22 protein-coding genes are annotated in these 19,307 nt (G+C 70.8%); 13 read left to right on the forward strand and 9 right to left on the reverse strand.

Annotated features, from left to right (window positions below; translation table 11 throughout):
• Positions 1-50 precede the first annotated feature (50 nt).
• Positions 51-1,679, reverse strand: coding sequence for a long-chain fatty acid--CoA ligase (locus tag FNH05_RS11560; protein ID WP_144587356.1), 1,629 nt, complete (start codon positions 1,677-1,679; stop codon positions 51-53).
• A gap of 269 nt (positions 1,680-1,948) precedes the next feature.
• Between FNH05_RS11560 and mihF the strand changes: the two genes are divergently transcribed.
• Together mihF and FNH05_RS11570 are read left to right on the forward strand one after the other, a co-directional pair.
• Positions 1,949-2,260 carry an integration host factor, actinobacterial type gene (mihF, locus tag FNH05_RS11565; RefSeq protein ID WP_091517208.1) on the forward strand — a complete coding sequence of 104 codons (312 nt, stop codon included), beginning with the start codon at positions 1,949-1,951 and terminating at the stop codon, positions 2,258-2,260.
• 68 nt (positions 2,261-2,328) lie between these two features.
• Positions 2,329-3,450 carry an isochorismate synthase gene (locus tag FNH05_RS11570; RefSeq protein WP_144587357.1) on the forward strand — a complete coding sequence of 374 codons (1,122 nt, stop codon included), beginning with the start codon at positions 2,329-2,331 and terminating at the stop codon, positions 3,448-3,450.
• A 53-nt stretch (positions 3,451-3,503) separates the two neighbouring features.
• Here FNH05_RS11570 and FNH05_RS11575 read toward each other — a convergent pair whose 3' ends face one another.
• A complete protein-coding gene (locus FNH05_RS11575) occupies positions 3,504-4,172 on the reverse strand; it encodes a 4'-phosphopantetheinyl transferase family protein (RefSeq protein WP_144587358.1) in 669 nt (222 codons plus the stop codon).
• A 67-nt stretch (positions 4,173-4,239) separates the two neighbouring features.
• On the opposite strand from FNH05_RS11575, the gene FNH05_RS11580 reads away from it, so the two are divergent.
• Both FNH05_RS11580 and FNH05_RS11585 read left to right on the forward strand, forming a co-directional pair.
• A complete protein-coding gene (locus tag FNH05_RS11580) occupies positions 4,240-5,079 on the forward strand; it encodes an alpha/beta fold hydrolase (RefSeq protein ID WP_144587359.1) in 840 nt (279 codons plus the stop codon).
• Between the two features lie 62 nt (positions 5,080-5,141).
• Entirely contained in the window at positions 5,142-6,311 is a 1,170-nt protein-coding gene (locus tag FNH05_RS11585) for an acyl-CoA dehydrogenase family protein (protein WP_144587360.1), read from the forward strand.
• Positions 6,312-6,382: 71 nt separating this feature from the next.
• Here the strand turns inward: FNH05_RS11585 and FNH05_RS11590 are convergent, their stop codons facing one another.
• The 4 genes from FNH05_RS11590 to FNH05_RS11605 are packed head-to-tail and all read right to left on the reverse strand — an operon-like array spanning position 6,383 to position 9,656.
• Positions 6,383-6,706 carry a hypothetical protein gene (locus tag FNH05_RS11590; protein ID WP_144587361.1) on the reverse strand — a complete coding sequence of 108 codons (324 nt, stop codon included), beginning with the start codon at positions 6,704-6,706 and terminating at the stop codon, positions 6,383-6,385.
• A gap of 57 nt (positions 6,707-6,763) precedes the next feature.
• Positions 6,764-7,405, reverse strand: a complete 642-nt coding sequence (locus tag FNH05_RS11595) for a TetR/AcrR family transcriptional regulator (RefSeq protein WP_144587362.1) — start codon at positions 7,403-7,405, stop codon at positions 6,764-6,766.
• The gene (locus FNH05_RS11600; RefSeq protein ID WP_144587364.1) at positions 7,396-8,928 is read right to left on the reverse strand and encodes an AMP-binding protein; all 1,533 of its coding nucleotides are present in this window, start codon (positions 8,926-8,928) and stop codon (positions 7,396-7,398) included. Before FNH05_RS11600 ends, FNH05_RS11595 begins: the two co-directional genes overlap by 10 nt.
• Positions 8,925-9,656: an enoyl-CoA hydratase/isomerase family protein gene (locus tag FNH05_RS11605; protein WP_144587365.1), complete on the reverse strand. Its 732-nt coding sequence runs from the start codon at positions 9,654-9,656 to the stop codon at positions 8,925-8,927. The genes FNH05_RS11600 and FNH05_RS11605 overlap by 4 nt, the downstream gene beginning before the upstream one ends.
• Positions 9,657-9,703: 47 nt before the next feature.
• On the opposite strand from FNH05_RS11605, the gene FNH05_RS11610 reads away from it, so the two are divergent.
• The 8 genes from FNH05_RS11610 (at position 9,704) to FNH05_RS11645 (ending at position 16,691) form a co-directional block, all read left to right on the forward strand.
• On the forward strand, positions 9,704-11,311 hold the full coding sequence (locus FNH05_RS11610; protein WP_144587366.1) for an amidohydrolase: 1,608 nt from the start codon (positions 9,704-9,706) through the stop codon (positions 11,309-11,311).
• Positions 11,298-11,744: a GNAT family N-acetyltransferase gene (locus tag FNH05_RS11615; RefSeq protein ID WP_144587367.1), complete on the forward strand. Its 447-nt coding sequence runs from the start codon at positions 11,298-11,300 to the stop codon at positions 11,742-11,744. The genes FNH05_RS11610 and FNH05_RS11615 overlap by 14 nt, the downstream gene beginning before the upstream one ends.
• Before the next feature lie 33 nt (positions 11,745-11,777).
• The gene (locus FNH05_RS11620; protein WP_144587370.1) at positions 11,778-12,464 is read left to right on the forward strand and encodes a metal-dependent transcriptional regulator; all 687 of its coding nucleotides are present in this window, start codon (positions 11,778-11,780) and stop codon (positions 12,462-12,464) included.
• A 55-nt stretch (positions 12,465-12,519) separates the two neighbouring features.
• A complete protein-coding gene (locus FNH05_RS11625) occupies positions 12,520-12,984 on the forward strand; it encodes a nuclear transport factor 2 family protein (protein ID WP_144587371.1) in 465 nt (154 codons plus the stop codon).
• 92 nt (positions 12,985-13,076) lie between these two features.
• Positions 13,077-13,889 (forward strand): LLM class flavin-dependent oxidoreductase, encoded by an 813-nt coding sequence (locus tag FNH05_RS11630; RefSeq protein WP_144587372.1) that lies wholly within the window; start codon positions 13,077-13,079, stop codon positions 13,887-13,889.
• A gap of 54 nt (positions 13,890-13,943) precedes the next feature.
• On the forward strand, positions 13,944-14,993 hold the full coding sequence (locus FNH05_RS11635; RefSeq protein ID WP_144587373.1) for a zinc-dependent alcohol dehydrogenase family protein: 1,050 nt from the start codon (positions 13,944-13,946) through the stop codon (positions 14,991-14,993).
• Complete coding sequence (locus FNH05_RS11640) at positions 14,990-15,829, forward strand: MurR/RpiR family transcriptional regulator (protein ID WP_144587375.1); 840 nt, start codon at positions 14,990-14,992, stop codon at positions 15,827-15,829. The genes FNH05_RS11635 and FNH05_RS11640 overlap by 4 nt, the downstream gene beginning before the upstream one ends.
• A gap of 10 nt (positions 15,830-15,839) precedes the next feature.
• Positions 15,840-16,691, forward strand: a complete 852-nt coding sequence (locus FNH05_RS11645; protein ID WP_144587377.1) for a helix-turn-helix transcriptional regulator — start codon at positions 15,840-15,842, stop codon at positions 16,689-16,691.
• Positions 16,692-16,785: 94 nt separating this feature from the next.
• On the opposite strand, the gene FNH05_RS11650 is transcribed toward FNH05_RS11645, so the two are convergent.
• From FNH05_RS11650 to FNH05_RS11660, 3 genes are all read right to left on the reverse strand, one after another.
• Positions 16,786-17,316, reverse strand: coding sequence for a hypothetical protein (locus FNH05_RS11650; RefSeq protein WP_144587379.1), 531 nt, complete (start codon positions 17,314-17,316; stop codon positions 16,786-16,788).
• Between the two features lie 202 nt (positions 17,317-17,518).
• A complete protein-coding gene (locus tag FNH05_RS11655; RefSeq protein ID WP_144587381.1) occupies positions 17,519-18,076 on the reverse strand; it encodes a TetR/AcrR family transcriptional regulator in 558 nt (185 codons plus the stop codon).
• Between the two features lie 14 nt (positions 18,077-18,090).
• The gene (locus tag FNH05_RS11660) at positions 18,091-18,378 is read right to left on the reverse strand and encodes a glutaredoxin family protein (RefSeq protein ID WP_144587383.1); all 288 of its coding nucleotides are present in this window, start codon (positions 18,376-18,378) and stop codon (positions 18,091-18,093) included.
• A gap of 173 nt (positions 18,379-18,551) precedes the next feature.
• Here FNH05_RS11660 and FNH05_RS11665 point away from each other — a divergent pair.
• The coding region (locus FNH05_RS11665; RefSeq protein WP_186382500.1) for an outer membrane protein assembly factor BamB family protein at positions 18,552-19,307 on the forward strand (756 nt) is incomplete at its 3' end.

Consider the following 19,307-nt stretch of genomic DNA (forward strand, 5'->3'; position numbering starts at 1 on the left):
AAGGGACCCTTCACGGCTCGCCTGGGCGAGATCCGGTGCGGAAAGCGTGTTCAGAAGTGGGTGACGTCGAGCTTGCCTTCGAGGTTGAGGGCGCGCAGGCGCTTCTTGTCGAACTTGCCGACGGAGGTCTTCGGGACCTCGTCGATGAAGGTCCAGTGCTCCGGCAGTTGCCACTTGGCGACCTTGTCGCTGAGGTACTCGCGCAACTCGGACGCGGTGATCTGCCGGCCGTGGCGCACCACGACCGCCACCAGCGGCCGCTCGTCCCACTTCTCGTCCGGCACGCCGATCACCGCCGCCTCCGCGACCGCCGGGTGGCTCATCACGGTGTTCTCCAGGTCCACCGACGAGATCCACTCACCGCCGGACTTGATCACGTCCTTCGCGCGGTCGGTCAGGGTGAGGAAGCCGTCCGGGCTGATCTTGCCGACGTCCCCGGTGCGCAGCCAGCCCTCGTGGAACTTCTCCGGGTCGATCTCCGAGCCGCCGTAGTAGGACGCGGCGATCCACGGGCCCTGTACCTCCAGTTCGCCCACGGATTCGTTGTCCCACGGCAGTTCCTTGCCCGAATCCCCGATCAGCCGAGCCGACACGGAGGCCGGGAACCGGCCCTGCGTGTAGCGGTACTGCCACCGCCGCTCGCCCGTCGCGTCCGCGGGCGGGCGCGCCACGCTGCCCAGCGGCGAGGTCTCGGTCATGCCCCAGGCGTGCAGGATCGGCACGCCGTAGCGCTCCTCGAAGGCGTGCATCATCGACGGCGGCGCCGCCGACCCGCCCACCACGACCTCCCGGAGGTGGGAGATGTCCTGCGGGTTCGCGTCGAGGTGCTGCAGCAGGCCCTGCCAGATGGTGGGCACCGCGGCCGCGAAGGTCGGCTTCTCCGCGGCGAGGATCTCCGCGATCGGCCCCGGCTGCAGGAACCGGTCGGGCATCACCAGCGACGCGCCGATCATCAGCGCGGCGTAGGGCAGGCCCCACGACATCGCGTGGAACATCGGCACGATGGCCAGCGCCTTGTCGTTTTCCGCCAGCCGCATGCTGTCGGTCATGCAGACCTGCATCGAGTGCAGCCAGAGCGAGCGGTGCGAGTAGGCCACGCCCTTCGGGTCGCCGGTGGTGCCGGACGTGTAGCACATCGCGGCGGCGGAGCGCTCGTCCACCTCGGGCCAGTCGAAGGTGTCCGGCTGGCCGGCCAGCAACTCGTCGTAGGAGTGGACCTCGATGCCCGCGGGTGCCTCAAGCGCCATCGCGTCGCCGTTGGCGACGATGACGTGGCGGACCGTCTTCATCTCGGCCAGGTGCGGGGCCAGCAGCGGCACCAGCGTCCCGTCGACGATGATGACCTGGTCCTCGGCGTGGTTGGCGACGAAGGTGAGCTGCTCGGGGAAGAGCCGGATGTTGAGGGTGTGCAGCACCGCGCCCATCGCCGGGATCGCGCAGTAGGCCGCCATGTGTTCGGCGTTGTTCCACATGAAGGTGCCCACCCGCTGGTCCCCGGTCACCCCGAGACTACGCAGCGCGTTCGCCAGTTTCGCCGCGTGCGCGCCGAGCTGGGCGAAGGTCTCGCGCCGGGTGCCGGACCCGGTCCAGGTCGTGATCGTGCTGGTCGCATGCACCTTGCTGCCGTGTCGCAAGAGGGTCGAGATGGAGAGATGGCCGTCCTGCATGGTGCTCAACATGGGGCAGCTCCACGGGTCGATTCGTCGTTGAACGGTGTTGCCTGCGACTGTAGGTCGTCGTCGCGGCCGCCACCAGAACCGGATTCGCCGCTTCCGCCCCCGCCCCGTCCGGGCGAGTGCGCGCGTGTCGGTTTCGCGGCATCGGCCCAGGTGGCGTTTACTGGGGCCGTGGACCAGATGGCCTGGCCAGCGCTTGCGCGTGCAAGCATCCGCTGGGTGCCGGGCCGTCGCCGCGAGAGCGGATATCCGATACAGGAAGGACTAGTACGTTGGCTCTGCCCACGTTGACACCGGAGCAGCGCGCGGAGGCCCTGGCCAAGGCCGCCGAGGCCCGCAAGGCGCGCTCCGAGCTGCTCGCGTCGATCAAGTCCGGACAGCAGAGCATCGACAAGGTGCTGCTCAAGGCCAAGGAAGACAAGACCATCGGCAAGACGAAGGTGACACAGCTGCTCAAGGCCGTGCCGGGCCTGGGTGCGGTGAAGGTCGCCGCGCTGCTGGAGCAGGCGGGAATCGACCCCGACCGGCGTGCCGCCGGTCTCGGCGAACGCCAGCGCGAAGCGCTGATCGACGCGCTCAAGTAGGGCGCGTCGGCGGGCACGTGACGTACTTCGCGCCGCGTGCCCGCCGGAGTGCACCGCATAATGGTCGAGTGGACGCGAGAGAGCTGCTCGAGCAGTACACACCCGGAGACTTCTTCTTCGGCACCGCCGACCGCACGATTCTCGGCACCGGATCCGTCCACAGCTTCACCGACACCGACGCCTTCGCGCTGAGCGACGCCGTGCCGGCCGCGCTGGCCGAATCCGGTTCCTCGCTCGCGGTCGGCGTGCTGCCCTTCGACACCGCGGCCACGGCCGGTCATGTCGTGGTACCGCGGGTCACGCGCATCGCCGGTCCCGTCCAGGTGGCCGACCGGAAACCCGTGGGCGCCCCGGTGGCGGTGCGCGCGGTCCCCGAGCCCGTCCGGCACGTGGAGGCCGTGGCGCGCGCGGTGGCCGCGCTGCAGGCCCGCGGCATGCGCAAGGTCGTCCTGGCCAGGGCGCTCGACCTGGAGTTCACCGAGGACGTACCCGCCGAGGCGATCCTGAACAACCTGGTCAAGGACAAGGCGGGCGGCTACACCTTCGCGGCGAGCCTGCCGCACGGGCGCCAGCTCATCGGCGCCACCCCCGAACTGCTGCTGTCCCGCACCGGGGACCAGGTGATCTGCCATCCGCACGCCGGTTCCGCGGCCCGCTCCGCCGACCCGGTGACCGACCGGGAGAACGGGGAGAGCCTGGCCCGCTCCCGCAAGGACCACATCGAGCACGGCGTGCTGATCGACGCGCTCGTGGAGACGCTGCGCCCGTTCTGCAGCAGCCTCGACGTGCCTCGGGAGCCCGCGCTGGTGTCCACGCCGACCATGTGGCACCTCGCGACCAGGGTGACCGGTCGGCTGGCCGACCGCGACGTGACCGCCCTGCACCTCGCCGCGGCGCTGCATCCCACCCCGGCGATCTGCGGTTCCCCGACCGAGGCGGCCCGCACGCTGGTGGGTGAGCTGGAGCCGTTCGACCGGGGGTACTACGCGGGCGCGGTCGGCTGGATGGACGCCGCGGGTGACGGCGAGTGGGCCGTGTCGATCCGCTGTGCCGAGGTCTCGGAGCGTTCGCTGCGCCTGTACGCCGGGGGCGGGATCGTGCCCGCCTCCGACCCGAAGGCCGAACTGGACGAGACCTCGGCGAAGTTCCAGACCCTGCTGCGCGCCATGGGTCTCGACCTGGACCTCTAGACCAGGCGCCCCGCCCCTCACGGGAAAAGGGCAATACAGGAGCCGTACCGGGGTCAGGGGGTCCAGTGGTGTTCGGTCACGTGGAGGTCGTCGGCGGTGAGCACGGCGACGGCGCCACGGTAGCCCTCGCCGGGGTCGAGGTCGGCCAGGCGGGTGGTGGCCGGGTCGAGCGCCGCGTCGCCGGAGGCGGCGAGCCGTCCGCCGTCGAGCGTGATGCTCCGCAGCGGGATCCGCAGGCCCTTCCCGGTCGCCTTCATCAGCGCCTCTTTCCTTGTCCAGTAACGGAAAAAGGCCGCAGTGCGTTCGGTGGAGCCGAGCCCGGCCAGCGCCTGTAGCTCGGTTTCGTTCAAGGCGTAGGAAATCAGCGAGTCGTCGGCCCGGCGGGTGTCGCTTTCGACGTCGAGGCCGACCGGCGCGCCGGCCACCGCGAGGCCGATCCGGTCCCCGGAATGGGAGATCGAGAACTCCGTCCCGGGCAGCCGCGGCTTGCCGTGCGGCTTCCCGCAGTCGTCGCACGTGGCGTCGAATCGCACGTCGGCGGGGGCGAGGCCGAGGTGCTGCCCGAGGATCGTTTTCGCCAGCACGCGCCCGGTGAGGAACCGCCGCCGGTCGATGTCCTGGCGGTAGGCGCGGTGCCGTTCCTGCTCCACGGGGTCCAGAAGGGCGAGGAATCGGGGCTCGCCGGGCAGCGGTGCCGCCCACCACACGGTGCATTCGATCACCGCTCCAACCTACGCCGTGGGCGAAATCCCGGGCACCCGTAACTCTTTTCTTCCTACGGTTGGCGGCATGGCGAAAGTGAACGGCCTGGCCTACGAAGAGGCGGGCAGCGGACCCGCGGTGGTCCTGGTCCACGCCGGAGTCGGCGACCGGCGGATGTGGGAGCACCAGTTCGCGGCGTTGTCCCGGCGGTACCGGGTGATCCGTTACGACTGGCGCGGCCGGGGCGAATCGGACGACGCGACGGGCGAGGTCACGCACTACCGCGATCTGCTGGGGCTGCTGGACGCGCTGGACGTCCGGCGGGCGGCGCTGGTGGGGTGTTCGATGGGCGGCTCCTACGCGCTGGAGGCGGCGCTCGCCGAGCCGGACCGGGTGAGCGCGCTCGCGCTGATCAGTTCCGGGCTGTCGGGGCACGAGTGGCCGCCGGAGTTCCACGCGCTGGTCGCCGAGCGGGTGCACGGCTGCGTGCCCGAGGAGCGGTTGCGGCGCTACGCCCTGGGCGATGCCGAGGTGGACCCGGCGGACGTGGCCGCGATGGCCGAGGCGCAGGGGCGGCTGACCGTGGTCGGCCCGGACCGGGATCCGGCCGATCTGGACCCCCGGGTGTGGCGGCTGGCGCTTGACATGCTGCGGCTGGTGTTCCGGCGGGAGTGGAGCGGGCCGCGGGTCCTGGAGCGGCACTCCTCCCCGGGATCCCGCCTCGGCGAGGTCGCCGCCCCCACGCTGGTGATCAACGGGCTGAGTGACGTGCCCGCCATCCAGGCGGTGTCCGACCTGCTCAGCGCCGGTATCCCGGGAGCGCGCCGGATCGACCTGCCGGACACCGGGCATCTGCCGCCGGTGGAACGGGCGGCCGAGGTGACCGAGGCGCTGACCCGTTTCCTGGCCGCGGAGCATTCCGGCTGAGCGGGTCGTGCGCTAGCCTGGCGACTAAGCAAGCGCTTAGTGACCCGCCAGGAGGGCCAACGATGGACTTCACCCTGAGCACGGAAGAGCGTGAGGTGCGCGATTGGGTGCGCACCTTCGTTCAGCGAGAGCTGATGCCGCTCGAGCCGGAGGTCCTGCGGCGGGAACGCCGCGGTGAACCGGGCATCACCGAAGACGAGCTGACCGAGTTGCAGCTCAAGGCCAAGGAGTCGGGGTTCTGGGGCGTGCAGACGCCCGAGGAGTACGGCGGCATGGGCCTGTCCGCGGTGATGACCGCACTGCTCGAAGCCGAGCTGGGCCGGACCTTCGTGCCCTTCCGCTTCGGCGGCGCGGCCGACAACATCCTCTTCTACGCCAACGAGGAGCAGAAGCAGCGCTACCTGCTCCCGACGATCTCGGGCGAACGCAAGTCCTGCTTCGCGATCACCGAACCGGGTGCGGGCTCCGACGCCAAGGCGATCCGCACCTCCGCCCGCAAGGACGGCGGCGACTGGATCATCAACGGGGAGAAGACCTTCATCACCGGCGGCAACGAGGCCGACTTCGTGATGGTCTTCGCGGTCACCGACCAGGAGAAGGGCGCCAACGGCGGAGTCACCTGTTTCCTCGTCGACCGGGAAATGGGCTGGAAGTCCGAGTACATCGACACGATGGGCGAGTGGGGGCCCGCTTCCCTGGTCTTCCAGGACGTCCGGGTGCCGGAGAGCCAGATCCTCGGCGAGCTCGGCGGCGGGTTCAACCTGGCCATGCAGTGGATCGGCCGCGGCCGCTACCTGCTGCCCGCCCGCGCGATCGGTTCGTGCGAGCGCTTGCTGTCCATGGCCATCGAGCACGCGAACACGCGGGTCACCTTCGGGCAGCCGATCGCCGAGCGGCAGGCCATCCAGTGGATGATCGCCGACTCCGGGATGGAGCTGGAGGCGCTGCGCTGGCTGGTGCTGCACGCGGCGTGGCAGGTCGACGCCGGGATGGACTCACGGCATGCGCAGTCGATCGCGAAGCTGTACGGCGGGCAGAAGGCGAACGAGATCGTCGACCGCGTGCTGCAGATCCACGGCGGCATGGGCTACACGCGGGAGCTGCCGGTCGAGCGCTGGTACCGCGAGCTGCGGCTGCTGCGGATCTACGAGGGGACCGACGAGATCCAGCGCCGGACCATCGCCCGCAACCTGCTCAAGGGGCATGTGAAGATCGGCGGCGTGCTCGGCTGAGCGAGGCCGGCACGCGAGGGACCGCGGAGGGGCACCCGGTGCGGGCGCCCCTCCGGTGGGCCGGACCGGACTTACTTCTGCTGGTTGCGGAGGGCGATGGGCACCCCGGCCAGGTCCTCTTCGTTGCAGAGCACCTTGACGTCGTAGTAGGGCGCACCTTCGCGCTCGTCGTAGTCGAGGTGAATGGCGAGCACGTCGAGCGGCTCACCGAGCCACTCCTGTGCGCTTCGCAGCCAGGTCGCACACCGTTCGAGCGCGCTGGGCAGGTCGTCGTCGCGGAACTCCACCGGACGGTAGGGAACGTCCTGAACCTGATCGCGAGGGTTGGATGGTACCGGCAGCCCCGGTGCGAGACCCGAGTCGTCCAGTTCCAGTTGGATCGTTTGCTCACTCACCCTTCGAGGGTCCCTCAGTTGCGCCGCCGCGGCAAGGTGTTGCCGGAGAATCCCCAGCTAGAGGGGCGTTCGCCACACCGTCGATACCACTTGCCGGGCACGGTCGACCGCGCCGGGACAGTCGTGGTCACCGCTGCCCAGCATCCTCAGCGCGAGCCCGGCGTAGTGCTCCGCGAGGCGGTCGAGGCCGAGCGGTCCTCGTGGTGAGTACCAGCGTGCCACGCCGCTGCACATTTCGAGCAGTGCGAGCCGGGTCACCGCGGGCTCGCGATCGTGGAAGGCGCCGTGGGCGATGCCCTCCTCGATCGTTTCGGCCCAGTACCGCTCGTACTCGTCGCGCAGGCGCACCACGTGTTTTCGTGCGGCGGGGGACAGCGCGTGTACTTCATTGTCCACGACCCGCGTTTCGTCCGGCTGTCCGGCGTGGGTCAGGACGTGCAGCGCGACCAGTACGGCGAGCCGCCGCCGGGGATCGGCCACGCCTTCGGTCGCTTCCCGCGCACCCTGGAGCAGGCGCCCGAGGCAGTCGGTCATGATCCCGGCGAGCAGTTCTTCCTTGGTGCCCATGTAGTGGTACAGGCTCGCCGAGGACAGTTCCGCCGCCTGGGCCAGATCGCGGATGCCGGTGCCGTGGAATCCCTTGTCCGCGAAAAGCTTCACCGCGGCGCGGCGCACGCGTTGCTCACTGGTCAGTGCCATCGGTGCCGCACCCGGTCGTAGGTCGGTACCGGCCAGCCCGCGAGTTCCCCCTTCGCGACCCGCTCGGACGGGGTCAGCGGCAGTGAGTCCGCGATCGCCCAGTAGCGCGGCACCTTGAAGTAGGCCAGCTTGTCCGCGCAGAACTCCGCCAGCTCGTCCGGTTCGGCCTTGTCGTCGAGCACCACGAAGGCCTTCACCTCCTCGCCGCGCAACTCGTCCGGCACCGCGACCACCGCGGCCAGCCGCACCGCGGGGTGCAGCAGCAGGGCGCGTTCCACCTCGTCGGCGGAGATGTTCTCGCCGCTGCGGCGGATCATGTCCTTGGTGCGGCCGAGGTAGAAGATCCGGCCCCGCTCGTCCATGCGGGCGAGGTCACCGGTGTGGAACCAGCCGCCCCGGAAGGCGCGGGCGGTGGCCTCGGGATCATCGTGGTAGCCGTGCATGAGCCCGATCCCGCGCAGCACCAGCTCCCCGGTCTCGCCGCGGGGAACCGGGAAACCGGCCTCGTCGACGACCATCGCCTCGCGGTCGCGCGTCGGGCGTCCGATGCAGCCGGTGCCGACCAGCTCGTCATGGTCCACATCGGACACCCGGATGTCGCCGCCGGTCTCGGTCATGCCGAACGCCTCGTGCCACGGCGCGCCCCAGCGCTTCTCCAGCGCGGCATGCAGATCGCGCGGGATGGCCGAGGCGCTGATCGCCCGCACCCGGTGCTGACGGTCCACTTCGGACTCCGGTTGCCGGAGCAGCAGGGTCGGCATCAGGCCGAGGCAGTAGAACCAGGTGACGTCGTAGTGGCGGACCCGTTCCCAGAAGGTCGACGGGTGGAAGCGGTCGAGCACCACGAGCGTCGCCCCGGCGGCAAGGCCCAGCGCGACGTTCCACTGCGGATCGACGTAGTGGAACGGCTGGGCGGTGAGGATGGTGTCCTCCGCCGAGACGGACGGGAAGCCGGTGACCAGGCCGCGCGCCAGGGTGAGCCAGTAGCGGTGCGGGAGCACGCAGCCCTTGGGGGCGCCCGTGGTGCCCGAGGTGTACTGGATGTTGATCGGCCGCTCACCGGGGGCGGCCGGGAGCACGGCCTGCTCCGGCAGTTCCACCGCGGCGAGTTCGTCGACCGTGAGCACCCGGGACAGGGCGGTCTCCGGGGCGATCCGGCCCAGCAGATCGAGGAATTCCGGGGCGGCCACGGCGAACCGGGCCCCCGAATGCCGCAGCACGTGCGCCCCGTCCAGCTCCCGGTAGTTGATGTTCACCGGCACCAGCACGCCGCCCGCCTTGGCCAGCGCCAGCCACAGCAGCGGAAACGCGGGCTCGTTGCGCAGCATCACCGCCACCCGGTCGCCCTCGGCGAGGCCGAGGGCGCGCAGCGCCAGCGCCAGCCGGGTGCTCTGCCGGTCGACCTCGGCGAAGGTGAGCCGGACGCCCGTTTCGTCGAAGATCCACGCGTCCTTGTCCGGCCACAGCGCCGCGGCGCGCCGCACCAGGGTGACGAGATCGTCGACCTGAGCCAGCGGAGTCATTCACGGCTCCGGAAGGCCGCGGCCGAACGGGCCACCTCCGGGGTGTGCTCGGTGAGCAGCGCGTGGCTGACCTCGAGTTCGAGCGCGGGCTCCAGTTCGATCGCGGCGTCCAGCGCCCGTTTGGCCAGGGTGACCGCCCCGGCCGGGCGTGCGGCGATCCGGCGTGCCCAGTCCGCCGCGGCGGCCGCCACGTCCGGCACCACGGCGTTGACCAGGCCGAGCCGCAGTGCGGTCGCGGCGTCGATCCGCTCGCCGAGCAGGAGCAGTTCCTTCGCCTTGAGCGGGCCGACGAGTTGGGGCAGCAGCCGGGAGGCCGCGCCGGTCACGCTGAGGCCGAGCCCCGTCTCCGGGAAGGAGAACACCGCGTCCTCGGCGGCCAGGATCAGGTCGCAGCCGAGGGCGAACTCGGCCCCGGCGCCGATCGCGTAGCCGTGCACGGCCGCGATCACCGGCTGGGGCAGCGCGCGCAGGCGGCGCGTGACGTCCTGCAGGCGCTCCAGCCGGGCCCGCGAATCGCCTTCCGGCTCGGGCTGTTTGAGGTCGTGCCCGGCGCAGAACGCGCGCCCGCGCCCGGCGAGCACCACGGCGCCCGCGCCGGAGCGCGCCACCGTGTCCAGCGCCGCGAGCAGGTCGTCGACCAGGACTTCGGCCACGGCGTTGAGCCGCTCCGGCCGGTTCAACCAGATGTGCGCGACCCCGCCGTCGAGGCCGACCTCCACCGAACTCATACCGAAGAGCCTAGCGAGCCGATCGATCGATCGATAGGGTCTGGCTCATGCGGGTGGACGTGGTGTTCGAGAACGCGCGAGTGCTCGCCGGGCAGAAGTGGACCTCGGCGGTCGCCGTGCTGCACGGGCGGATCGTGGCGCTCGGCGAGGACGCCGAAGGCTGCTCCGCACGCGAGCGGGTCGACCTCGGCGGTGCCTTCGTGGTCCCGGGTTTCCACGACGCGCACAACCACATGGCGTGGTTCGGGCAGAGCCTGGACGAGGTGCCGCTCGGCGAGTGCAAGCACGTCGACGAGGTGTACGCGGCGATCGCGGAGCGCGCCGCGCGGGTGCCGCCGGGCGGATGGATCGTGGGCAGCGGCTACGACCAGAACCGCCTGATCGGCGGTCACCCGACCAGGCAGGGGCTCGACCGCGCGGCACCCGGTCACCTCGTCCGGCTCAAGCACACCTCGGGCCATATGACCGTGGTCGGCTCCAGCGTGCTGGAACGGCTCGACCTGGCGAACGTGCCGGTCGGCGGCGACGTCGTGCTCGGCGCGGACGGCTCGCCCACCGGCCTGCTGCGCGAGCAGGCGCAACTGCTGCTCCGGCCGCTGATCTACCCAACCCCGGTCGAAACCCTGGTCACCGCGATCGACCGGGCCGGGCAGCGCTACCTGGCCGAGGGCATCACCAGCGTGCAAGAGGCGGGAATCGGCGGCGGGCTGGTCGGGGAGAGCCCCGCCGAACTCGCGGCATACCAGCTCGCACGCGACCGCGGCGTGCTGCGGGTGCGCAGCACCGTGATGGTGTCCTCGGCCGTGCTGCACGACCTGTCCGACGGCGGCGGTTTCGGCCTCGACCTCGGTCTCCGAACCGGGTTGGGGGACGAGTGGCTGCGGATCGGGCCGGTGAAGCTGTTCGCCGACGGGTCGCTCATCGGCCGGACCGCCGCCATGGACGAGGACTTCGCGGGCGAGCCCGGCAACCGCGGCTACTTCCAGCTGCCCGAGGACGAGCTGGTGCGGACCATCGCGCGCGCACACGAGGCCGGATGGCAGATCGCCACGCACGCGATCGGCGACCGGGCGATCTCCACCGTGCTGTCCGCGTACGAAGCCGCGCTGGCGAAGCATCCGCGTCCCGGGCACCGGCATCGCATCGAGCACTGTGGCGTGCTGCCGCCGAAAGCGCTGTCGCGGCTGGCCGCGCTCGGCCTGATCCCCGTCCCGCAGGGCCGGTTCGTCAGCGAGATCGGGGACGGCATGGCGGCCGCGCTCGGCCCGCACCGGGTGCCGTGGTGCTACCGGTTGCGGTCCTTCCTCGACGCCGGTTGCGTCCTGCCGGGCAGTTCCGACCGGCCCGTGGTCGACGGCGCCCCGCTGCTGGGCCTGCTCGACATGGTGCGGCGGCGGACCTCGTCGGGGCGGCCGTTCGGCCCCGAGGAACGACTCACCGCCGCCGAGGCGTTGCGGGCCTACACCTTCGGGTCCGCCTATGCCGCCTTCCGCGAACACGAGCTGGGCACGATCGAGCCCGGCAAGCTCGCCGACTTCGCCGTGCTGTCCGCCGATCCGACCGACGAGGAGTGCCTGCCGGAGGCGCTGGTGCTCGCCACCGTCGTCGGCGGTTCGCTCGCCTACCAGAGAGGAATCCCCGATGCCCGTCCGTGACGCCGAGGCCGCCGACGCCGGCGAGATCTGCGCGCTCATCGAGGAACACGCCCGCTACGAGGGCAACGACACGCTGGTCCTGGACCGGGAGGAGATGGCGGGCCACCTGTTCGGTCCCGGCCCGAAGGCCTGGGTGCTGATCGCCGAACCACCCGGCGAGCCGGGCACCGTGGCCGGTTTCGCCTTCTGCTCGTGGAACTTCGCCACCTGGGAGGGGCGGCCGGGCATCTGGCTCGACGACCTGTTCATCCGCCCCCAGTACCGCAGGCACGGCCTCGGCCGTGAGCTGCTCGCGGAGTTGCGCGAGCGCACCAGCGGCCGGGTCGAATGGGAAATGCAGGAGGGCAACGACAAGGCCGCGGCCTTCTACGCCCAGCTCGGGGCGCGTCCCGTGCCCGGCTGGATCCGTTACCGATGGTCCCCCGCTGGCTGACTCGATCCAGGTCGGCGACGTAGAGTTGAGGCCATGCCAGACCGTGCCAGTCGCCGAACGTCGTCCTCCATAGAGGACTACCTCCGCGTCATCTACGGCCTGGTCGAGCGCGGTGAACCGGTCACCAACACGTCACTGGCGAGCAGACTTGCGGTCAGCCCGTCGTCGGCGTCGGGAATGGTGACGAAGCTGTCGCAGCAGGGCCTGGTCGAGCACGTGCCGTACCGCGGGATCGGGCTGACCCCGGCGGGCAGGCTGCTCGCGCGGGGCGTGCTGCGGCGGCACCGGCTGATCGAGACGTATCTGGTGCAGCACCTCGGCTACACCTGGGACGAGGTGCACGCAGAGGCGGACGCGCTCGAACACGCCATGTCCGACCGGCTGGTCGAGCGCATCGCGGCGAAACTGGGCAACCCGGTGCGCGACCCGCACGGCGACCCGATCCCGGCCGCCGACGGCAGCGTCGAAGAACTGCACACCCGCCTGCTGGACGAGCTGGAGCCCGGCGCGGTGGGGCAGATCGTGCGCGTCTGGGACACCGACCCGGACCTCCTGCGGTACCTGTCCGAGCACGCCATCCGCCTCGGCGAGCGCATCGAGGTGGTCGAGCGGCAGCCCTTCGGCGGACCGCTGGTGGTGAAGGTGGGCTCGCCTCCCGAGGCGGCGACCCACGCCCTCGGCAAGGAGATCGCCCAGGCTCTCAGCGTCGCCGTGCTCTAGTGATGACGGCGGAAAACCGCCAGCCCTTACCCTGGCGCTTCCCTAGTGTCGCGGCATGTCGTCCGACAGTCGCACCATCGTCCAGAGCGCATGGCAGGCGTTCGCCAGTCACGACGCCGATCGGATCGCCGCGGTGTTCACCGAAGACGCCGAGTGGCTCGCTCCACCAGGGAATGCCACGGCGATCGCGCTGGATGCCCCAAGCCACATGGTCGGCAAGAAGGCGATCACGCGCTTCCTTGCCGAGGACTTCCCCCGGTTGTTCGTGCGCGACGTCGCGGTCACATTTCACGGCCTCCACGCCGACGGCGAGAAGGTGATCGTGGAGGAAACCATGACGGCGACTCTGGCCAACGGCAACCACTACAGCAACGACTACTGCTTGATATTCGAGCTCCGGGACGGCCTCATCCACCGGGTGCGCGAGTACATGGACACGGCTCGCGGGCACCGCATGGTCTTCGGGGAGGGCCTGCCCCGGCAAACAGTCCAACCCCGGGCAAGCGGCTCCGCCGCTTAGTGCGGTGGTGCCGGCGTACGACGGGGGACGTAGGGCGGGTGTCGCCGGTGACGGGATGCGCGGCGGACGCGGGTGAGGCCAGTATGGGGATCATGACTGAACGCCCCTTCCGTTTCGGCATCGTCGGCACGGCCACCGATCTGGCCGGCTGGACCGATCTCGCCCGGCGTGCCGAAGACGCCGGCTACGACGTTCTCCTCTCCCCGGATCCGCAACCGGCCGGGGACCCGTTCACCCTGCTGTCCGCCGCGGCCGCGGTGACCACGACGCTGCACACGGGCACCTTCGTCGCGGTCGAACGGTTCCGCGACCGCGAACTGCTGGCCTGGCAGGCAAGCTCCCTGCACGGGTTCACCGCGGGGCGGTTCGAACTCGGGCTGGGCACGGGCCGTCCCGACGCGGTGGGTCACGCGGCGAAGCTTGGTGTCGAGTTCGGCACGCGTGCCGAACGGCTGACGCACCTCGCGGACACCCTCGCCCACCTGCGGGAGCAACCGGACCGCCCGCCGCTGCTGGTCGCCGCGGGCGGCCCGAAGACGCTGGAGGTCGCCGCGCGGCTGGCCGACATCGTCACGCTGGCCTGGCTGCCCGGCACCACCGAACCCGAGGCGAAGGCCCTCGTGGACCACTTCCGGCGCGCGTGCGACCGCCTCGACGAGATCGAGCTGTCGCTCAACATCATGGCGGTGGGCGACGGGCCCGCGCCCTGGGTGGAGCGGTTCGCCGGTGTCACCGCGGAGGAACTGGTGCGCCGCGGGGCGGTCACCGTGCTGCCCGGCACGCACCGGGAACAGGCCGACACGCTGCTGCGGCGTCGCGACGAGTACGGCACCTCCTACGTCACGATCAACGCCTCCTTCCTCGACGAGTTCGCTCCCGTCATCGAACTGCTCAAGGGACGCTGACCGGCTCCCGCGAAGCGGCTGCCTTCCGGCCGCACCGCCCCGTATCGTGGGGCGGTGCGTGCCGTCGTGTTCGAGAAGTTCGGGGTACTCCCCGAGGTACGGGAGGTCGCGGATCCCGAGCCCGCTCCGGACGGGGTGGTGGTCGCCGTCGAGGCGACCGGCGTGTGCCGTAGCGACTGGCATGCGTGGCGCGGTCACGATCCGGACGTGCGGCTGCCGCACGTGCCCGGGCACGAGCTCGCCGGCCGCGTGGTGGCGGTCGGCGAGCGTGTCCGGCACCGGCGTCCCGGCGATCGCGTCACGGTCCCGTTCGTCTGCGCCTGCGGCGGTTGCGCGCAGTGCGCGAGCGGCAACCAGCAGATCTGCGATCAGCAGTTCCAGCCCGGGTTCACCGGCTGGGGCTCCTTCGCCGAACTCGTCGCGCTGGACCACGCCGACGCGAACCTGGTGCCGCTGCCGGACGAGCTGGACTCGGTGACCGCCGCGGCGCTGGGCTGCCGGTTCGGCACCGCGTTCCGGGCGGTGCTCCGCCAGGGCGCGGTGTCCGGTGGCGAGTGGGTCGCGGTGTACGGGTGCGGCGGTGCGGGGATTTCCGCGGTGATGCTGGCGGCGGCCGCCGGTGCCCGCGTGGTCGCCGTGGATCTCTCGGCCGGGGCGCTGGCCCTCGCGCGGCGGCTCGGTGCGGAGTTCACCGTCCTGTCCGCCGACGAGGACCCGGTGGCGGCCGTCCGGGAGATCACCGGCGGTGGCGCACACCTGTCGCTGGACTGCGTTGGGCTGCCCGCGACCTGTGCCGCCTCCGTGGCGAGCCTGCGCAAGCGCGGCCGCCACGTGCAGGTGGGCCTGCTGCCGCCCGAACTGGGCGTGCCGCCGATCCCGATGCACCGGGTGATCGCGGACGAACTGCGGATACTGGGCAGCCACGGACTGCAGGCGCACGAGTACCCGGCGATGCTCGACTTCGTGGCCAGGGCCGGACTCGATCTCCGGTCGCTCGTCGGCCGCCGCATCAAACTGGACGAGGCCCCGGAAGCGCTGGCGCGCATGGACGATCCGGTGCCAGGACAGGCGGGTGTGACGGTGGTGGAGTTCGCGGGACCGTGACACCGCCGGGCAGTTACCAGGAGCTCACCGAGTTGCTCCGGAGCCGGTTGCCGAAACTGGCCGGGGGGCAGCTGAGGATCGCGCATCTGGTGCTGGCCGATCCCGAGGGGACCGCCTTCCGTGGGATCGCGGAAGCCGCGCGACTGGCCGAGGTGCACGAATCCTCCATCAGCAGGCTCGCCGGATCCCTCGGGCTGTCCGGCTATCCCGCGATCATGGAGCTGTGCCGGGCGTGGCTCGCCGAGCAGGCGCAGCTCGCGCGCCGCGCGGACAGTGCCGGGCAACAGCCGCCGGGCGGGGTGCTGTCGGCGACGCTCGAACAGGAGCAGGGCAACCTCGCCCGCACCTTCGGCAGACTGGACCGGGCCGCGTGGCTGCGGGCGGTGGCGCTGCTGGCCGGGGCGCCCGGTGTGGCGGTGCTGGGGCTGCGGGACTCGGCCGCGGTGGCGGTGCTGTTCGCCCAGCGGCTGGGCCGGGTGCGGCACGGGGTGCGGCGCCTCGGTCAGTCCCTCGTCGACGAGTTGCCGGAACTCAGCGAGCAGGAGGTCCTGGTCGCCGTGTCGGTCCGGCGGTATGCCGCGGACACGGTGCGTGCGGCCGAGTACGCGAAGGAACGGGGCAACCCCGTGGTGGCGCTGACCGACAACGCGGCGTCGCCGCTGGCGGACCAGGCCGACGCGGCGCTGTACGCCGAAACGGCGGGCGTGGGCGGCTACCGTTCGCTGACCGCGCTGTGCGCGCTCGCCCAGGCGCTGGCCGGGGAGACCGGGCTCCGGTGCGGGAACCGCGACGCCGACGACGACGTGGCGAAAACCTTCGGCTTCTTCCACGATTAGGCTGGCCGCGATGGGACTCGACAGCCGGGACTACGAGCGAATGCTCGACGTGGCCACCGCGATCCTGCACACCCACCAGCCGGAGCGGCTTTGGCCTTGGCTGGCCGAGGAACTGCTCGAAAGCCTGCACGGCACCGCCGCCATCCACAAGGACGAGGAGTGGACGGAAAACCGGGGAACGGTCCACGCCTGGACCTCCGGCGGCGTCGCCGAGGTGGATCCGCGGACGGGTCGTCACGTGCGGATCGGGCTGCCCTTCCCGTGGTACATGCGAGGCGACGCCCTGTGCCTTCCCGCGACCGGCAGCGAGATCCTCGGCCCGGCCTGGTACGACGGCGAGGCGGCGGACCGGGCCCGTGAAGCGTTCGATGCCGATGACGTGCTGGGCCTGCCAGTGGCCAGCCAGGACGGGGTCGTGCGGGGGTTCCTCGTCTACCACCGGGCCGAGGATTTCACCGACCGGGAGCGCGCCTACGCCGAACGGATCCAGCCGCTGCTGGCGGGCGCGGACGCTCAGTCGCACCGCCTGCGACGCTGGCGCTCCTCGGTGTCCGAATCCGAGGAGCGGGCCGCCGAGTACCGGCTGACCCCGCGCGAGGTCGTGGTGCTCGGCCTGCTGGCCGAGGCGCTGCCCGCGGTCGCCATCGCGCGGCGGCTCGGGGTGTCGGTGCGCACCGTGCACAAGCACGTGCAGAACGTCTACCGGAAGCTCGGCACTTCCGACCGCGTGTCCACCATTCTGCGTGCCCAGTGGGCCGGCTTGATCGCGAGTGGCGCGCGTACCCCTCACGACGCGCGCCACCCCGCGACTTCATTTTCCGGCCACACGCCGCACCCCGCCATACGCAAAACTGCGCATTGACCTTCGCCGCACCGGCGATGACAACCTTGTCAGCGAACGCGCAAACGCTTTCCCGCTCTTCTTTGCCCGTTTTTTCGCGGGCCTGTTCGAATGATTACCAGCAGAACAGCAGGAAGCAGGTCGTCGGCGCGGCGGTCGTCGTGGTGGTGGTCTTCCTGGTGCCGGTGGACGATGGAACGTTCGCTCCACTGCTGTCCGTGGTGGTCGCGCCGGCGCTGGAACCGGTGGTCGAGGCCGACGGTTTGCCCGTTTCGGTCACCGTGATCGTCTGCGTGCCCGTGGTGCGGTGCCGCGTGTTCTCGGGGATGCCGTTGCCCGCGGTGCCGGACTGGTTGGTCACCACGATCCGGGTGCCGGTCCCGGTGACTTCGGTCGTGTCCAGTACCGAGGGAACACCGCCGCCGGCGAGGCCGCCGGTCGGACCGTGCGGCAGGTCGATCAGGGAAGGGGAATCGGCCTGCGGGTTCTGCGATCCGAAGTGGACGAGCAGGGCGGCGAGCCCGCAGCCCAGCACCACCGCGAGCATGACCGCGACCACCTGCATCCGGCCCTTCGGGGCGGCGGGATCGGCTTCGGTCCACCCCTCGCGTTCCAGCAGCTCGGCCACCGACACTTCGTCGTTCACCGGAGATACCTTTCGAACGGGGGGAGAGAGTGCGGGAGGCTGCTTTTGTATCGCAACGCGGGCATACGGCAATGACCGGGGTGGGAAAAGGCCCGGAATATCACAACTTGTGGTGGGAAATCGCTCTCCGCACCCGTTTCCGCCACCATCTGCAACCGTTCCGTCACAGGTTCCGCCCTGGGTCTCCGGGCGGACTCGACGGTTAACTACTCAACAGTAGGTCCAGGGCGCCGTCAATGGCCCGAGCGAACGGCTCTTCGGATCCGGCCGCGCGGGCGAGCACATAACCGCCCTGCACGACGGCGGCGAGCATGGCCGCCACGGCCTCCGGATCCAGGGTGTCGGAGAACTCGCCGCGCTCCTTGCCTTCCGCGAGCAAGGTGGACAGGCGGGAGTGCAGCCATTCGAAGGTTTCCTGGATCGGCTGACGCAGTTCGTCGCTGGCCATGACCTCCGGATCCTCGGCGAGCCTGCCGATCCGGCAGCCGCGCAGAACCTCGCGTTTGCGGTGCAGATAGGCGGAAATCTTCTCGGCGGCGGTGCCCTCGGCGGACAGGATCGCCTCGGTTTCGGCTCGCAGTTCCTCGGCGTTGCGCCGGATCGCCGCGAGGGCGAGATCCGGCTTTCCCGTGAAGTGGTGGTACATGCTGCCCTGGCCGGCCTGCGCGTGGTGCTGGATGGCCTTGGGGCTGGTGCCGACGTAGCCGCGATCCCACAGCAGTTCCTGCGTGCTGCGGATCAGCCGTTCCGCTGTGTCCACCTCCGCCATTGTACCTACTGGTCGGTACCGGCTCCCAGGAGTTCCGGCGCGTGGACGCGCACCGCGGCCAGGATCTCGTCGAGGTCCGGATTGACCATGCCGACCGGGCCGACGAACACGGTGGGCACGGTCTCGTTGCCGTCGGCGACGGACCGGACGCGGGCGGCGGCCTCCGGATCTTCCCAGATGTTCACTTCGCGCAGCGGCAGGCCGGAGTGGTCGAGGTCGGCGCGCAGCATCATGCAGAACGGGCAGCCGGGACGCCAGTAGAACTCGACGACGCTTTCCTGTGCGGTGCTCATGCCCCCGAGGGTATCGCGCGGGGATGCCCGGGGTGACCGCTTTGTGACCGGCGTCCGTAACGCGAGCGGGTGAAAACGCGAAAGATCTTGCAGCAGATCTTGCGACTGTGAGCGTCGCGATCCCCCATGGGAGGCAGCCTTTGTTCATCCGGTCTCGTTACCCTGCCCGGATTTTGATACTCGCAGTAATCGCAGCCCTGGTGGGCTGGATCGCGACCACGCCGGCCTCCGCCGACAACACCACCGCGGGGTACACCACCCTGCGCACCGGCTGGGACGACAACGAACCCGGCCTGACGCCGTCGCAGGTCACCGCCACCGACTTCGGCCAGCTGTTCGCCGCCGCCGTCGACGGCCAGGTCTACGCGCAGCCCGTGATCTCGAACGGGGTGGTCGTGGTGGCCACCGAGAACAACAAGGTCTACGGCCTCGACCCGGTCACCGGCGCGCAGAAGTGGTTCGTCGATTTCGGTCCGGCCTGGCCGGTGTCCACGGTCAACTGCGGCGACCTCACGCCGACCATCGGCGTCACCTCGACCCCCGTGGTCGACACCGCCACCGGCACCGTCTACCTGACCTCCAAGGTCAACGACGGTCCCGACCCGCAGCACCCGCACTGGTACCTGCACGCGCTGAACATCAAGACCGGGGCCGAGCGGTCCGGCTTCCCCACCACCATCAAGGGATCGCCCACCAACAACCCGAGTGTGCCGTTCAACCCGATGACCGCGATGCAGCGGCCCGGCCTGCTCCTGCTCGGCGGCGTGGTTTACGCGGGCTTCGCCAGCCACTGCGACTACACCCCTTACGTCGGCTACGTCGTGGGGGTGAACGCGGGCACCGGTGTCCAGACCACGATGTGGGCCACCGAGGCCGGCGTCTCCGACGAGGGCGGCATCTGGCAGGCCGGTTCCGGCCTGGTCTCCGAC

It is taken from the genome of Amycolatopsis rhizosphaerae, assembly GCF_007713715.1.
GTDB lineage: Bacteria > Actinomycetota > Actinomycetes > Mycobacteriales > Pseudonocardiaceae > Amycolatopsis_E > Amycolatopsis_E rhizosphaerae.

Excerpts from the sequence above, each read along its gene's own strand:
- FNH05_RS11610 (WP_144587366.1), top strand. The coding sequence starts at position 9,704 with ATGCGGGTGGACGTGGTGTTCGAGAACGCGCGAGTGCTCGCCGGGCAG.
- FNH05_RS11615 (WP_144587367.1), top strand. The coding sequence starts at position 11,298 with ATGCCCGTCCGTGACGCCGAGGCCGCCGACGCCGGCGAGATCTGCGCG.
- FNH05_RS11660 (WP_144587383.1), bottom strand. The coding sequence starts at position 18,378 with ATGAGCACCGCACAGGAAAGCGTCGTCGAGTTCTACTGGCGTCCCGGC.
- FNH05_RS11595 (WP_144587362.1), bottom strand. The coding sequence starts at position 7,405 with ATGGCACTGACCAGTGAGCAACGCGTGCGCCGCGCCGCGGTGAAGCTT.
- FNH05_RS11600 (WP_144587364.1), bottom strand. The coding sequence starts at position 8,928 with ATGACTCCGCTGGCTCAGGTCGACGATCTCGTCACCCTGGTGCGGCGC.
- FNH05_RS11560 (WP_144587356.1), bottom strand. The coding sequence starts at position 1,679 with ATGTTGAGCACCATGCAGGACGGCCATCTCTCCATCTCGACCCTCTTG.
- FNH05_RS11585 (WP_144587360.1), top strand. The coding sequence starts at position 5,142 with ATGGACTTCACCCTGAGCACGGAAGAGCGTGAGGTGCGCGATTGGGTG.
- FNH05_RS11645 (WP_144587377.1), top strand. The coding sequence starts at position 15,840 with ATGGGACTCGACAGCCGGGACTACGAGCGAATGCTCGACGTGGCCACC.
- FNH05_RS11605 (WP_144587365.1), bottom strand. The coding sequence starts at position 9,656 with ATGAGTTCGGTGGAGGTCGGCCTCGACGGCGGGGTCGCGCACATCTGG.
- FNH05_RS11630 (WP_144587372.1), top strand. The coding sequence starts at position 13,077 with ATGACTGAACGCCCCTTCCGTTTCGGCATCGTCGGCACGGCCACCGAT.
- FNH05_RS11620 (WP_144587370.1), top strand. The coding sequence starts at position 11,778 with ATGCCAGACCGTGCCAGTCGCCGAACGTCGTCCTCCATAGAGGACTAC.
- FNH05_RS11625 (WP_144587371.1), top strand. The coding sequence starts at position 12,520 with ATGTCGTCCGACAGTCGCACCATCGTCCAGAGCGCATGGCAGGCGTTC.
- FNH05_RS11580 (WP_144587359.1), top strand. The coding sequence starts at position 4,240 with ATGGCGAAAGTGAACGGCCTGGCCTACGAAGAGGCGGGCAGCGGACCC.